Genomic DNA, 14835 nt, shown 5'->3' with positions numbered 1-14835 from the left:
ATACTTTCAACATAATTAAACCGTCAGCCAGGGTTAATTATTGTATCCATCTCTTCCGGCAAACAATAAAAATTTTACGAACAGATCATTTTCTTTCCAGCAGGCAACTCCTCCGCCGCTAAAACCCGGGTTTGTGTTTTTTGGTAACGGAACGATTATTCATCGCCCGGCATTTAGTAACTTTGAGCAATGAGTATCGCCTTAAATATCGGTTTCGATGCCCAAAAGGCTTTTCTGAATACGACGGGTCCCGGAAATTATAGCCGCAATACCATCAACGCGTTATGCAGCTGTTACCCGGGAAACGGGTACTTTTTATTTACGCCGAAGAAAAATACCGGTTTGTATACCGCCCCGTCGCCTGCCGCGGTGATCGCACCCGAAAATATCTGGTGGAACAGCGTCAAACCGCTTTGGAGAACGTATAAAATCACCGAACTGGCGGTAAAATCGGGCCTGCATATTTACCACGGGTTAAGCCATGAACTCCCGGTTGGACTCGAAAAAACCGGAATCAAAAGCCTGGTGACCATCCACGATTTGATTTTCATCCGCTTCCCACGGTTTTACCGGGCTGCCGACCGCCGCACCTTGTTCCGCCGCTACAAACATGCCTGCCAAACTGCCGGTCAGATTATCTCTGTCAGTCATCAAACAAAACGCGATATCGTTGAATACCTTCATGTGCAGGAAGAAAAAATTGACGTGCTTTACCAGTCGGTCAATCCGCTTTTCTTTCAAAAAAACCTGCCCGAGGAACTGGAACAGACCAGGAGGCTCTACAGCCTGCCTGCCAAATTTATCCTGGCTCCCGGCGCCATTGAGGCCCGGAAAAACCTGGGCGCCACCTTAGACGCCTTGTTAACCGGAAACATCGATATGCCGCTGGTTGTAACGGGCAAAGCCACCAAATACATGAATACCCTCCGTTCGCAGATCCAATCGCTGGGCAAACAGTTGATTTTTTTGCGCCAGGTGACCGACCAGGAACTCAGTCACCTGTACCAGATGGCCGAGCTGACTGTTTTCCCATCGGTTTTCGAAGGCTTTGGCCTGCCTGTTGCCGAAGCGCAGGCATGCGGTTGTGCAGTCCTCACGTCGAACATCAGCAGCATGCCCGAAGCTGGCGGCGATGCAGCTTATTACATCAATCCCGCCGATCCGGAAGAAATTGCCGAAGGCATCAAACAAATTTTGAGAAATCCTTCATTGAAAGAAGAACTGAGCGTGAACGGCCGGATTAATGCCGAACGTTTTCGCCCTGAAAAATATGCCAAATCATTAATGAACCTTTATTTACACTTACATCATGCATGAAGATCTGAAAAGCGCGCTGGACGTTTTATATAAAGGAGGAATCATTCTGTACCCCACAGAGACCATTTGGGGACTGGGCTGCGATGCGACCAACGAAGCTGCCGTGAAACGCGTGTACGAAATAAAAAAACGGGCCGACTCGAAAAGTATGCTGGTTTTAATGGAGAACATTAACCTGCTGGAGCGATATGTTGCCGAAGTGCCCGAAATTGCTTACAGCCTGATTGAGGTGAATGACAAACCCATGACCATTATTTACCCCGGGGCCAAAAACCTGGCCAAAAACCTGATCGCAGAAGACGGCACCGTCGGGATCAGGATCACCTCGGAAGAGTTTACGCGCGAACTGATCAGGCGCTTTAAAAAACCCATCGTTTCTACATCGGCCAACATCAGCGGCGAAAAATCGCCCTCTTTTTTTGCCGAAATCAGTGATGAAATAAAAGCCGCGGTTGATTATGTCGTCAACTACCGGCAAGAGGAAACAGTTCCCGCCAAACCATCAAGCATCATTAAACTTGGTCTTGGCGGCGAGATCGTGATTTTGAGGGAATAGCCCGGGCCGAACCGGCAAAAAGAAGCTACACGAACAGGTTTTTTTGTGAACGGATCAAGTCATCCTGAACTCGTTTCAGGATCTCATTGAACAACAGACCCGGAAATAAATTCGGAGTGACCAGATTCTCAAAAATTAAGGGCTTTTGTACAGCCCCGACCTTCTCAAAATCCTGCTCGTGCAGCCTCTTTCAATAGCTTACGGCTTATTTCTTAATCACTCTCCCCGAGCCCAGCACGGTTTGATCGATTAACGGCCGACCGGTATAGGTGACGTTGCCCGAACCGGCAATTGTAATTTTCAACGCGCGTTCAGCATTGACATCGGCGCCTCCCGAACCGGAAATTTTAACCGAAACATCGTCGGACGCAAAGCCGAAGCCCTTGTAACTGCCTGATCCGGAAACAGCTATACTCAGGTCTTCAGCTTTCCCGTTCCCGGCCAATTCAACCCGGCCGCTCCCGGAGATGGTTGCTTTTACCCGTTCGGCCTTGAGGTTGTCGAGCAAAATATCACCGCTGCCGCTAACCGACATGTTCAGAATACGGGTATTAATTTCGCCGTCGTTATAAATTTGCCCGGAGCCCGAGACCGTAAGTGCGCCAATTTCAGGAACCGTGATAAAGATTTCGATTTTACCCGGATCAAAGTCTTTCCAGAACAGGTTTTTATTGGGGAAACGAATGATTAACTCACGCCCCTTCACTTCAGTAATGATCTGTTCAAGCGTTGATTCTTTAGCAACAATTTCGATGGATTGGGTGCTCCCCTGTTCCAGGTGGAGTTTTCCGGGAATCCGAAACGAGATTTCAGAAAAAGCCGGAACTTCGCGGGTTTCCTCGCCTGCCTGAACAAACGAAACACAAAAGATCAGTGCAACTAAGACGAGGGTTGTTTTCAGTTTTGTCTTCATGATTTTCACTTCATTTAATTAATTATTGTTTTCTGAGGGCCTATCCCAACTCAATGTGATTAAAGACTGTGTTTTTGCCCGAATGTTGCTTCAATCAACCGACTGATCAATTCAGATCGAAAATTCCGTCGGGGCAATCAAGTTCAATTTCCTGATTTTCTTCATCAAAACGAATTAAAAAGTCGTCGCTGAAAGGGACCAAAACCTCTTTCCCTTTGTAATCCAGCTGAAAAATCAGATTTCCCGAATAATCGTCAACCTGTTCAATCAATCCGATGAAACCCAGCTTGCTGTCGAAAAATTTATAACCTACCAGTTGATGGAACAGCACGTCTTCTTCCTCATTCAGCCAGTCGTCTTTCCCGATAAAAACCGGCAAACCAATTAACCGGCGGGCCTGGTTTTCGTCGTCAACCCAGTCAAACTGAAGCAAGGCCGATTCGTTCGAACGGAAGCGAACGCCATCTGCTTTCAGGAAAAAGGGAACCAGCAGCCCGTCAATTTCGAGAAATAAGGTCGGTTCCTCTTCCAAACTATCTGCAAAGCCGGGGTCGAGTATGAGCACGAGTTCTCCTCTGACTCCGTGGGTTTTCTGCAAATAGCCAATTTTCAGACAATCGTCTTTTCGTATGGTTTCCATGAAAGCAAAATTAAAAAAAGCGGTTGTAATTACGACCGCTTTTCGTATATCAGGTGTATAAATACCGTTTTATATTTCGTTTCGGCGTCTTTTCAAATTCCTGATCAACCAGCTCAACGCGGGCAATCTGGCTGTATTTGGGCAGGTCGCGGTTTGTTGCCAGCCGGTTTTCCTCCATAATCCGAAGCAACTGATCATCCGAAACATGGTGGGCCAACATGGCTTCCCGGTCGGGAAAAACCAGCGCTACCAGTTTGTCGTCGCGGCCAATCACCACGCATTCGAGCACGTAGGACTGGTTAGACAGCCTGGCCTCAATTTCTTCGGGATAAATATTCTGGCCCGAAGGTCCGAGCAACATGTTTTTGCTGCGCCCGCGAATAAAGATGTAATTATTGCGATCGATCAGCCCAAGATCGCCGGTATGCAGCCAGCCTTCCTCATCGATTGCCTGCGCGGTGGCTTCTTCATTTTTATAATAGCCCGACATGACATGATCTCCTTTCACCAGTATTTCTCCAACTTCGCGGTAAGGGTCTGCCGAATCGATGCGCACCTGCATGCGGTCGACCAGTTTACCGGCAGAAAACGGTTGCGTGGTATTCCAGGCATCGTACGAAATCAGCGGGCCGCATTCGGTCATTCCGTAGCCGATGGTAAAGGGGAACCTGATTTTACGGAAAAACAGTTCGACTTCGCGACTCAGCGGGGCTCCGCCAATCACAATTTCGTAAAAGCGTCCACCAAAGGTTTCAACCAGTTTCTCCCTGACTTTTTTATGGATGATCGTTGAAATTCCGGGTACTTTCATCAGGAATCTCATCACCGGCTTGTCAATGGCCGGCAAAATTTGTTTTTTATAGATTTTTTCAATCACCAACGGAACTGACAGGATCAGGTGCGGCTTTACTTCCCGGAAGGCTTTCACGATGACTTGCGGGGTGGGCGCTTTGGTTAAGAAAGTAATGTGGCAACCCAGCGTTACCGGGAACAAAAATTCGAACAGCAATCCAAACACGTGCGCCATCGGCAAAAAAGATACAATCTGGTGCCCTACCTGCAGGGGCATATGTTCCCGTGCGAAAATAATATTGGAATACAGGCTTTTGGCCGTTAACATCACCCCTTTGGTAAAACCCGAAGTGCCCGACGTATAGGAAATCACGCATACCGCGTCATCTGCCAGCTCGTCCAACTGAAATTCCTGAGCAGAAAGCTGTTGCGCAAGCTCTGCGCTGTGTTCCCAAGCCAGAGCTAAATCGGGTGATTTACCCGCCAACACGCTCATACTGCTTAAACTGACGACGCCCTCCAGGCCGAGCATCTCGTTCATTTCCAGTTTTTCGAACAACGAGTCAATGGCGAATAACAGCTTCGACTCGGAGTGGCGGATGATGTGATGGACGTCCAGCGGATTGAAATCGGGAAGAACAGGAACAGCAACGGCTCCATACGAAATCACAGCCAGGAAGGTAACTCCCCAGTCAGAAGAGTTTCGTCCGAACAACGCTACTTTATCTCCTTTTTGGATGCCGCTTTTTTTAAAAAAATGATGGATTTGTTTGATCAGTTTGGCAACGTCGCCGTAAGTGTAAATTTTTCCTTCATAATCAGAGAAAACAGGCAGTTCCCGGTGCCTGGCAAATGTTTTTTGGTACAAGTCAATCAGTCCGGGAGCCCTGGTGTGCATATTCATAAAATCAGTTTTTTTCAGGTTAGCGATGGTTATTTGCCCGCGTTAACGACGGCCATGATCCGGTCAACAGCATCCGTAACATGCTCTGTTGAAGTCATCCCAAGCGTCATGGCGTGAACGTTTCCGCTTTCGATGGCAAATTTAATCGATTCTTGTCGTTGATCCGAATTTGTCCATCCACCTGCACCAAAAATTTTCATTCCAATCACCCCTTTTCCATGATCAGCGGCTGTTTTTAACAGCGCCATAATTTGTTCCGGGCTGCCGTCCATCGCTACCTGCCCGGGGTTGATCCGGGCCAGGATGACATCGACCCAGGGGTCTTCAACGGCAACTTTCATGGCATCAAAATTATGACACGAAACGCCCAGGGTTTTTACCAGTCCTTTTTGCTTGGCTGCGCTCAGTTCGTCGCGCATGCCGGCCTTCGTTTTTATCCAGTCGCCGCTGGTCATGCAATGTAACAGGACGAGATCGAGATAATCCGTATTCAGTTCCTTGCGGAAGCGGTCAAGCGTTTGCGACACCGGAGTTAGCTTGTTCCAACTGGTCTCCGTTGTCCAGATTTTGGTCATGATCTGGCATTGATCGCGCGGCACTTCTTTTAAGAAACGCGAGACAAAGTCGTGAGTTCCGTACGAGTCGGCCGTATCAATAAAGGTAACGCCGCGTTCGTGTGCCGTACGGGCAATACGGATAAATGAATCAAAGCCCATACGGGTAAAATCCGATTGGCGGGCATGGCCGCTCGTTCCGGTTCCCAGCGCCAGGCGTGAAACTTTCAAACCGGACTTGCCCAGGTTTACCTGGTCGATCACCGATGGTGGGGTATACGAAAAACCGGAAAAGGTAAAACCGGCTGAGACGGCCGCCAAACCGGCTGCTCCTGTCTTCATAAACTCCCTGCGCGTGATATTCTTCATGTGAAACGAGTTTAGTTGTTAATAACGGTTTATAACTATTTTTTTAAGGACATTGAATGCCAGACATCAGAACAGCATAAAATAAACCTTTCGAAATATAATAATAATCAATCAATTAACCATACTGAAAGAACAATCAAACGATTCAGATAGTTTTACCCTGACTAAGATTTTTACTCCTCCCCTTTCTTTGGGCTGTTTTAAAACAAATCAGGCTTTAAGTCGAACTCAGTTTTTTGTTATTTTTGGTTACAAAAATTTACTAAACTCTTAAATTAAAAGACAATGAAGAAGATTCTACTGATCCTGATTGTTTCTGTTTTCACCCTTGGAGCATATGCTCAGAATGTGCAACTCCATTACGACTTTGGCGAAAATCGCAAACTGGTTACGACCACGGTTGAAATGTTCCGGCCCGACAAATACGGTTCAACCTTCTTTTTTATTGATATGGATTACGGCACCGACGAGCGAAATGTTGATAATGGTATTTCGTTGGCTTACTGGGAAATTGCCCGTGCCTTTAAGTGGAAAGAAACCCAGGCGATTATGCCGCGTGCAGAATTCAACGGCGGTACCATGTCGATTGGCGGAAACACGTTTATTCCGATTGAACATTGTTGGCTGGCTGGTATTGAGCACACCTGGGCTTCTGCCGACTTTTCAAGGATCCTGACCTTACAGGGAAACTACAAATACATTAAAGATAAAGAAGATGCTTCCTTTCAGCTTACCGCAGTCTGGACGGTTAAAATGCTGGAAGGAAAACTTGCCTTTACAGGTTTCGCCGATTTCTGGAAAGAAGAAATGTTCTGGGGAACTGATTACCGTTTCCTGACCGAACCTCAGTTGTGGTATAATTTCTGCCCTAATTTTGCTGCCGGTACCGAGATTGAGATCAGCAATAATTTTGCTAAAGATGGTTTCCAGGTGAACCCGACCCTGGCTGTGAAATACACCTTTTAACTGATACCCCATGATCAAAAAATTCTTCAAACTCGATGAAAACAAAACGACGGTAAAAACCGAAGTTCTGGCAGGTATCACTACCTTTATGACCATGGCCTATATCCTGGCCGTTAATCCCGGTATATTGAGTGCAACCGGAATGGACAAACATGCTATTTTCACGGCAACCGCCCTTTCGTCGGTCATTGCCACCCTGGTGATGGCCTTGGTTGCCCGTTTGCCCTTTGCCCTGGCCCCGGGAATGGGCTTGAATGCGTTTTTTGCATTTACCGTTGTTTTGGGAATGGGTTACAGCTGGCAATTTGCGCTGACTGCAGTTTTCCTCGAAGGGATTATTTTCATTATTTTAACGGCCTTTAATATTCGCGAACTGATTGTCAACGCCATCCCCTTATCGATGAAACATGCCGTTTCGGCGGGTATTGGTTTGTTCATTGCCTTCATTGGTTTACAAAATGCCGGAATTATTGTCAACAACGATGCCGTATTGGTTGGCCTGGGCGACATGGGTTCCGCCCCTGTTTTAGTGGCTTTCTTTGGCATTGTGCTGATTGGCATTCTGTTGGCCCTGAAAATAAAAGGCGCTTTGCTGATTGGTATTTTTGCCGCCACCGTGGTTGGGATCCCGTTTGGAGTGACCCACCTTCCTGAAGGTCATTTGGTGGATATACCGCCATCCGTTGCGCCGATTTTCTGGCAATTTGATTTCTCCCAGGTATTGAGCATCGATATGCTGATCGTCCTGTTCACCTTCCTGTTTGTTGATATGTTCGATACGGTTGGTACGCTGGTTGGCGTTTCATCAAAAGCCAACATGCTCGACAAGGAAGGCCGCGTACCCCGGGTCAAACAGGCACTGTTTGCCGATGCTGTTGGTACCACCTGCGGTGCGATACTGGGAACCAGCACGGTAACCACTTACGTTGAAAGTGCAGCCGGTGTTGCCGAAGGCGGCCGTACCGGGCTGACCTCGTTAACCACGGCCGGATTATTCCTGATCGCCTTATTCTTTGCGCCTTTGTTCACGATGATTCCGGGCGCCGCAACAGCGCCGGCGTTGGTCGTTGTGGGCTTGTTTATGTTGTCGCCAATCCTGAAAGTCGACCTGGACGATTTTACCGAATCAATCCCGGCATTCCTGACCATCATCATGATGCCGCTGGCCTACAGCATTGCCGAAGGGATCGTGTTCGGGATGTTATCGTATGTTTTGTTAAAAGTATTGACAGGTAAGTTCAAACAAGTTTCCGTCGTCATGTACGTGCTGGCGTTCTTGTTTGTGCTCAAGTTTTTTATTCATTAACGCCTGAAAAACCATAAAAAAAGCTCCCTCAGTTCAGGGAGCTTTTTTTGTTTCCAGAAAATGGTCGTCGTTATTTTTTCTTCTTTTTAATTACATAGTAGGCAGCGCCTCCTGCAACAGCAACAACCACAATGACAATAATAACGGTCGATTTACTGTTTTCAGCTCCCTGCTCCGCTTCGTAAAATACCGGATCCATGTCATCAATCGACAGGGTATCTTCCATTTCAAACAAATCTTCCTGCTGGGCAACAGCAGTATCTACATTTCCAAAGGCCAGAAATACCGTCATGGCCAAAATAATCATTAACTTTTTCATGCGTATGTTATTTTAATTAAACCTGTTTATTGAATTTGCCAATTCATCATATTTTCCTGCAATTTCAGGGTGAGACTCCCGGTAAGTATCGGCCAGCGCCAAAATAGCCGGCTTATACCGCGAATTGACCCGCAAACACTTTTTCAACGTTTCCCGCGCTTCGGCCAGCTTTCCTTCCTGCTGGTAGATTTTTGCCAGATCAACATAGGCGCTGAAATACTTTTTATTAGTCCCGATCAATTTCGCCAGATCTGTTTTCGCAGCAAGGTAATCGCCGGCCGCCATTTTCAGCTGAGCCGAAAGCTTTAGCGACGGTTCATAGTTTGCATTAATGGCCAGCGATTGATTAACTGCATCAAGCGATTCCCGGTTATTTCCCTGCAAATTTAAACTTTTTCCCAGCTTATAATAAAGGTGTTCATCTTTTTGATAGCTCTCCAGCGCTTTCCGGTAATAGCCAACAGCCTCCTCATAATCTTCATTTTCAAATGCTTTTGCCGCTTTTGCCGGAAACTTCGATTTTCGTTCTACAACAACACAAACCGGAACTCCCTCCACCATCACCTGATGGATGGTCCCCTCGGGCGGAAAATTCCCGTTCCGCAATTGTTCGGGATGAATATAACTGTTCCCGATAATGGCGTAATCCCAGTTGAAATCGTTTCGCTGGTGATAAGAGAAATGCTGAAACCCCACATTGGGTTCATTCCTGAAGTACCACTTTACCGGGAAATTGCTACCGACGACAACTTTCCCGCGTTGATCTTTTTCTTTCAGATGGGCCTGTAACCACTCGGCCCCGCTCCGCATGGTATGGTAATAGTAGTCGGTTTCATATTTTCCGTAGGCGCCATTTAGCCCGCCGGTAAACTGGTTGTAGTATAAATAATAATACGGATGCGCGTTGACCATAAACTTTAGCGGGTGAATAGCCAGGAAAATAAAAGCAACAGCCATTATTCCCCGGAGAACCGCGTTTTTATACCGTTGGAAAAGCCCGTGAAAACCAATCGCCGACAAAAGAACGACCGCCGGATAAACAAAAATGAAATGCCGCCAGGCGCCATACAGGTTGGCATTTTTAAGAATGACAAAAACCGGCGGGAAAAGAATGGAAAAAACAATGAATCCATAACTCAGCCGGTGCTTTTTTTCAATAATCCTTCCCGAAAAAACCAGAAACAATATCACTCCGGCAAACACAATCACCGGGATGGTAATCGCCATATACCTGGGCAAATAGTACCAGGGATGATAATCCGACCAGATGAAGTTTCCATCGAATATTTGCTGAATGGTTGTCGGGAAATGAGTCATCTTTTGGTACGATTGCCAGGGGTTCACCAGCGGGTTCTGCAACGCGTAAGGCCAAAGCAAAATGCCAATTAAATAACCCGCGGACGAAATGATCAATAAAAAAATAACGGTCCTAAAAGCATGCAGCCAGTCAAGCTTTCTGGTTTGAATATAGTCTGCAAAAAAATATAGAAAGCCTGCAAAAAGCAGATAAAAAGCCAATAAAATTCCTCCTGCCCTGATACCGACGGAAAAAGCAATACTTGCAATTAAAAGTGAAATCGTAATCGTTGGTTGTGACTTAAACTTGGTATAGGTTAATTTCAGTATATAGAATACTCCGGCAATATAAGCCAGGGCAAAAGGAATGTCTTTTAAATTATTTTGTAAATGGCCCAAAAAACGGGGTGACACGGCAAAAAGGGCCAGCGTTAAAATGGCCGCGCCATATCCTTTGAGCCAACGGGCAAACAAGGCGGTAACAAAAATGGCCAGCCAGCCCAGAAAACTGCTGAACAGGTGCCTGAACCCGAAAACATCCTGAATACCAAACCAGTGAATCAAAATCACGGCCAGGTTGTCGGGTGTTTGCCCGTAATATTGTAAGTGCGTTTTAGGTGTACTGAGTGCGTCCTGCACCTTGCCCATCGACGCATAATAATGGTACACTTTTTCGGCATGTTCGTGATGAACCTCCTCGTCGCCCGAAATGCCGGCATCGCGGCTGATGAGCAGTAAAGCTGCCAGCAGTCCGAATGCGAGAATAAAAAATACTATTTTCAGGCGACGTTCACTCATCAGGCTTCTTCTTCGTTTTCGTAAATCTTTTTAATAAAATAAAGCGGTCGCTTTTGCGATTCTTTGTAAATCCGGTAAACATACTCGCCAACCACCCCTAAAAAAATCAACTGGATGGATCCCAAAAAATAAATACTCAGCACCGTTGATGACCAGCCCAAAATAGCATAGCCCAAAACTTTGGAAATCAGCACATAAAAGCCGGCCAGCATAAAAACAATGGTTCCTACCAGGCCAAGTACCAAACAGATGCGGATAGGAAGGCGTGAAAATGAAAAAATGGCATCGGCCGCTAAAACAAGCAGCTTTCGCATATTCATCTTGGGCTCACCCTGCAGTCGGTCTTCACGCACGTATTCCACAAAACCCTGCCGAAACCCGATAAAGGTCCTCAAGCCGGGTAAATACCTGACCCGTTCTTCCAGCGAGAGCAAGGCTGTGAGCGCCTGCCGGTTCATCATCGAAAAATTACCGGCATTTTCGAGATCGTCCATCCTGGTCATTTTTTTAAAAAGGATATGGAACATGGAAGTCACCATGTTTTTCGTCCGGTTTCCTTTCCTGGCCATTCGTTTTCCGCTGACAATATCAAACCGACCCTCGCTCAGTTTCCTGTACATTTGGAACAACAGCTCCGGCGGATCCTGCAAATCACCGTCCATCATGGCCACATAATCGCCTTTTGTATATTCCAGGCCGGCCGTAAAAGCAGGTTGGTGCCCGAAATTCCGCGACAGCGACACCACTTTAATGTGCCGGTCGGCTTGCTGATGACCGATCAATTTAGCCAGGCTGCCATCGGCGCTGCCATCGTCGACAACTACAATTTCGAAACTGTCGGTAAATTCACTCAGCGATTTCACCGACCTGCCGATCAACTCATCAATCAGGCCTTCTTCATTATAGATTGGTATTACCAGCGAGATCTTCATGACATCCGTTTTTTAGTTTGTTTAGCATGCGGGAAGCCTTCCGGCCTCCCCATCCTAATGCTCACACAAAGCTCAAATCAAAGGTTTAGTTGGTTCAGTTTATGCTTTATGAGCCGTTCCGGGAACAGGAACTGGAAATTCCATATCTACCGGACCAAGTTTTATTTCTTTCGGACCCAGGTCCATATCTGACTTAAATATTTCGTCCCAGGCAATTTTTTTACCCGTGTAGGCAGCTGTTCTTCCCATAATTGCCGCCAGGGTTGAAAAGGCTGTTTGTTCGGCTTCGTTTACATATTCACCCGTACGAATAGCATGGACCAGGTGCATATGCTCCTGTACATAGGGAGGAATTTTCACTTTATCCATCTCCTGCCCTTCTTCATCTTTCGGATAAGCATACTTCCATTTCACCGAACCATCCAGGTTCCAGATCGTGTTCTGGCAGTTGGTATATCCTTCAGTTCCAATAATTAGTTCTCCTGTTCCGTTGGCGCAATTATCAATTTGCCGGCACATGCTGTGAGAGCTGACGCCGTTTCCGTACTCAAAGTCAATGCTGAAAAAGTCGTACTGGTCTCCCGTAATCCGGCGGGCTCGGCCTCCGTATCCGATGGCGCTTTCAGGATATTTACCCAGGAACCAGTTGATCACATCGATGTTGTGTACATGGGTATCCAGGATATGATCGCCGCACAGCCAGCAGAAGTTATTCCAGTTGCGGAGCATGTAAGTCATATCATCCCAACCCTCTTCGCGGGTGCGGAACCACACATGGTTTTGGTTCCAGAATGCTTTTGCCGAGGTAATTTTCCCGATTTCTCCGTTGGCTACCTGTTTGTAGGTTTCAATATAATCTTCCTGGTGGCGCCGTTGTGTTCCGGTAACCACGTTCAACCCAATTGCCTCGGCTTTTTTGGCGGTGGCAATAATAGAACGGATACCGACCGGGTCAACCGCCATCGGCTTTTCCATGAAAACGTGTTTCTTTTGCAAAACAGCTTCTTTAAAATGCTCGGGCCTGAACTGCGGCGGAGTCGCCAGAATCACTACATCAACGTCTTTCAGTGCCATTAGTTGCTTGTAGGAATCAAAACCAACGAAACAATTTTCTTCGGGGATTGGTCTTTTGTAGCTCTGAAAACGCTCACGACAGGCATCAATTTTATCCTGAAAAACATCGGCCAAAGCCACAATCTCCAAATCGGGTCCGGCGCTGATGAAGTTGATGGCAGCTCCTGTTCCGCGGTTTCCGGCGCCAACCAAACCGGCGCGGAGTTTTTTCCCGGCAGGAGCAGCCGAAAGAATCGGAGGTAAGCCCAATTCACGGTTCGATTTGGTTGATTTGCATGACGATAAAACCGCTCCTGCTCCCAACACTCCGATTCCGGCCAATGCCGTGGCGCCCAGGAAATTCCGGCGATTCATATTTTTTGATTGCTCAGTCATTTTGATTATCTCCTTTTATTATTCTATTGATTCATCTGCTTCACAAACAACACGAAATCCAATGTCAACTTTATCAGAGTACCACCAAATGGATTTTGGCATCTGCGGATCGGTCGTCAACCAGGCCTTGGTCCGGGTATAATCGCGTGCGGCGCTTCGAAGCTCACCGGCATCACTTTTAAACGATCCGCCGCGAACCACACGTTCCCTCCCGCTTTGCGGACCCCGGGGATTTTCGACAGGTTCATCTTTATACGTACTGTAAGTGTCCGGGGCATAAAAATCCAGACAAAATTCGGCCACATTGCCCAGCATGTTCTTCAATCCGAAAGGATTCGCCCGCACGGCCCCCGGTTCATTCGATTTCCCGCCGCTGTTGAGTTCATAAACCACATACGAATTTATGACAGTCGTATCGGGGCCAAACAACTTTCGGAAAACACCTTTTGAGCTGTAATCTTTAGGGCTTCCCTCAAACGGATAAGGCGTGTTTGTTCCGCCACGGGCGGCATATTCCCATTCGGCCTCGGTGGGCAAGCGGTATTTTTTACCGGTTACCTGCGACAACCATTTACAATACACATTGGCGGCATGCCAGCTCATGGTAATAGCAGGTCGGTCGCCCTTGCCCCAGCCCTGATCGGGCGCTCCCCAGGGCGGCGTGGGCCCGGTAATGCCATCCACCTCTTCGTTTGTTTCAACCGATTCTTTCCGCCCCTGCGACGAAGTAGCCATGAAAAAGGCCAGATATTCATCCCAGCTTACCTCGGTTTCGGCCATGAAAAAGCGGGAAACTTTTACCTTACGGACCGGCCCTTCGTCGTCTTTCCGGAATGGTTCATCTTTCGGGCTTCCCATATCAAAAGTCCCGCCCGGAACAGCAATCATTTTAAAAGCAACCCCTGTGCCGGGGACCTTCTCGGTAAAATCTTCGAATTTGCTTACCGGCGTCGCTTCATCATATATTTCGGTCACCTGGTTGATCAGGCCAAAATTGAGGTTATGCTCGTGTGTGGCATTCGGGTCGAAATGACCGACATGCAGGTGACAATTGAGGCAACTTAAATCTTGTTTACTGGTCAGGTAATACAGGTGTGCATCATCACCTTCGGGCGATAAGGTAGCCGGGAACAGGTTTTGATGACACTTCAGGCAGGATTCCTGGTAAACAAACTTCCGGGCATGTTCAAGCTTTCTTTTTTCTTCCCAGTTAAAATCGGCGCTGTCTTTAAACAACATGCCATAAACATCCTTAAACCCGTGTTTGGCCTTTGCCAGCAGGTGTCCTTCGCCTTTGGGCGGCAAATGACATTCAACACAATGCACAACAACACCGGAACGGTTATTATAATGGGTCGATAGTCTCCAGCTTTGCTCGGCATGCGGATGCACATGGCACGACATGCAGTATTCGTCGGTCGCGGTATAATGAATGAGTTTATTGCTTAAGGTAAGAACAAAAATACAGGCCAGTACCCCAAGCAGGATAAACCAAAGATACGCCTTGCCTCCTTTAAAAGGATTGTTAAGTTTGAATTTCATCTCCCGTTCAATATAGTTTTACTGGCAAATTAGTTCTCCAAATCTAATACAGGCCAGTTAGCCACCTTTTAAGCAGCGTTTAGACACGGATTACCATTGGGTTAACCGATGGGTTAAATTCGTCGGATCATCAAAAAAATACCGATGCAAAACGCTGATTAGCAAGGACTAATAAAATACGG

General features: G+C 47.1%; 13 protein-coding genes. 4 read left to right on the top strand and 9 right to left on the bottom strand.

Going from position 1 to position 14835, the window contains the following annotated elements; translation table 11 throughout:
• Nucleotides 1–189: 189 nt before the first annotated feature.
• The gene (locus ACOIT5_RS07815; protein ID WP_423129916.1) at nt 190–1317 is read left to right on the top strand and encodes a glycosyltransferase family 4 protein; all 1128 of its coding nucleotides are present in this window, start codon (nt 190–192) and stop codon (nt 1315–1317) included.
• Complete coding sequence (locus tag ACOIT5_RS07810) at nt 1310–1873, top strand: L-threonylcarbamoyladenylate synthase (RefSeq protein ID WP_423129915.1); 564 nt, start codon at nt 1310–1312, stop codon at nt 1871–1873. Before ACOIT5_RS07815 ends, ACOIT5_RS07810 begins: the two co-directional genes overlap by 8 nt.
• A gap of 205 nt (nt 1874–2078) precedes the next feature.
• On the opposite strand, the gene ACOIT5_RS07805 is transcribed toward ACOIT5_RS07810, so the two are convergent.
• The 4 genes from ACOIT5_RS07805 to ACOIT5_RS07790 form a co-directional block, all read right to left on the bottom strand.
• Nucleotides 2079–2786, bottom strand: a complete 708-nt coding sequence (locus tag ACOIT5_RS07805; RefSeq protein WP_423129914.1) for a head GIN domain-containing protein — start codon at nt 2784–2786, stop codon at nt 2079–2081.
• 106 nt (nt 2787–2892) lie between these two features.
• Nucleotides 2893–3426 (bottom strand): ribosome maturation factor RimM, encoded by a 534-nt coding sequence (locus ACOIT5_RS07800; protein WP_423129913.1) that lies wholly within the window; start codon nt 3424–3426, stop codon nt 2893–2895.
• Nucleotides 3427–3475: 49 nt separating this feature from the next.
• Nucleotides 3476–5122 (bottom strand): AMP-binding protein, encoded by a 1647-nt coding sequence (locus tag ACOIT5_RS07795; protein WP_423129912.1) that lies wholly within the window; start codon nt 5120–5122, stop codon nt 3476–3478.
• Nucleotides 5123–5151: 29 nt separating this feature from the next.
• On the bottom strand, nt 5152–6045 hold the full coding sequence (locus ACOIT5_RS07790; protein WP_423129911.1) for an aldo/keto reductase: 894 nt from the start codon (nt 6043–6045) through the stop codon (nt 5152–5154).
• 285 nt (nt 6046–6330) lie between these two features.
• On the opposite strand from ACOIT5_RS07790, the gene ACOIT5_RS07785 reads away from it, so the two are divergent.
• The gene (locus ACOIT5_RS07785) at nt 6331–7011 is read left to right on the top strand and encodes a DUF5020 family protein (RefSeq protein WP_423129910.1); all 681 of its coding nucleotides are present in this window, start codon (nt 6331–6333) and stop codon (nt 7009–7011) included.
• A 10-nt stretch (nt 7012–7021) separates the two neighbouring features.
• The gene (locus ACOIT5_RS07780) at nt 7022–8317 is read left to right on the top strand and encodes an NCS2 family permease (protein ID WP_423129909.1); all 1296 of its coding nucleotides are present in this window, start codon (nt 7022–7024) and stop codon (nt 8315–8317) included.
• A gap of 70 nt (nt 8318–8387) precedes the next feature.
• On the opposite strand, the gene ACOIT5_RS07775 is transcribed toward ACOIT5_RS07780, so the two are convergent.
• The 5 genes from ACOIT5_RS07775 to ACOIT5_RS07755 form a co-directional block, all read right to left on the bottom strand.
• Nucleotides 8388–8636 carry an LPXTG cell wall anchor domain-containing protein gene (locus ACOIT5_RS07775; protein WP_423129908.1) on the bottom strand — a complete coding sequence of 83 codons (249 nt, stop codon included), beginning with the start codon at nt 8634–8636 and terminating at the stop codon, nt 8388–8390.
• Nucleotides 8637–8648: 12 nt separating this feature from the next.
• Complete coding sequence (locus tag ACOIT5_RS07770) at nt 8649–10730, bottom strand: tetratricopeptide repeat protein (protein ID WP_423129906.1); 2082 nt, start codon at nt 10728–10730, stop codon at nt 8649–8651.
• Nucleotides 10730–11662 (bottom strand): glycosyltransferase family 2 protein, encoded by a 933-nt coding sequence (locus ACOIT5_RS07765; protein ID WP_423129905.1) that lies wholly within the window; start codon nt 11660–11662, stop codon nt 10730–10732. Before ACOIT5_RS07765 ends, ACOIT5_RS07770 begins: the two co-directional genes overlap by 1 nt.
• Nucleotides 11663–11761: 99 nt before the next feature.
• Nucleotides 11762–13090 (bottom strand): Gfo/Idh/MocA family protein, encoded by a 1329-nt coding sequence (locus ACOIT5_RS07760; RefSeq protein ID WP_423129904.1) that lies wholly within the window; start codon nt 13088–13090, stop codon nt 11762–11764.
• 39 nt (nt 13091–13129) lie between these two features.
• Nucleotides 13130–14653: an SUMF1/EgtB/PvdO family nonheme iron enzyme gene (locus ACOIT5_RS07755; RefSeq protein WP_423129903.1), complete on the bottom strand. Its 1524-nt coding sequence runs from the start codon at nt 14651–14653 to the stop codon at nt 13130–13132.
• Between the last annotated feature and the right edge of the window lie 182 nt (nt 14654–14835).

The sequence above is a fragment of the Gaoshiqia hydrogeniformans genome (genome assembly GCF_049347105.1).
GTDB lineage: Bacteria > Bacteroidota > Bacteroidia > Bacteroidales > Prolixibacteraceae > Gaoshiqia > Gaoshiqia hydrogeniformans.
This window is presented reverse-complemented; position numbering and strand designations above follow the sequence as displayed.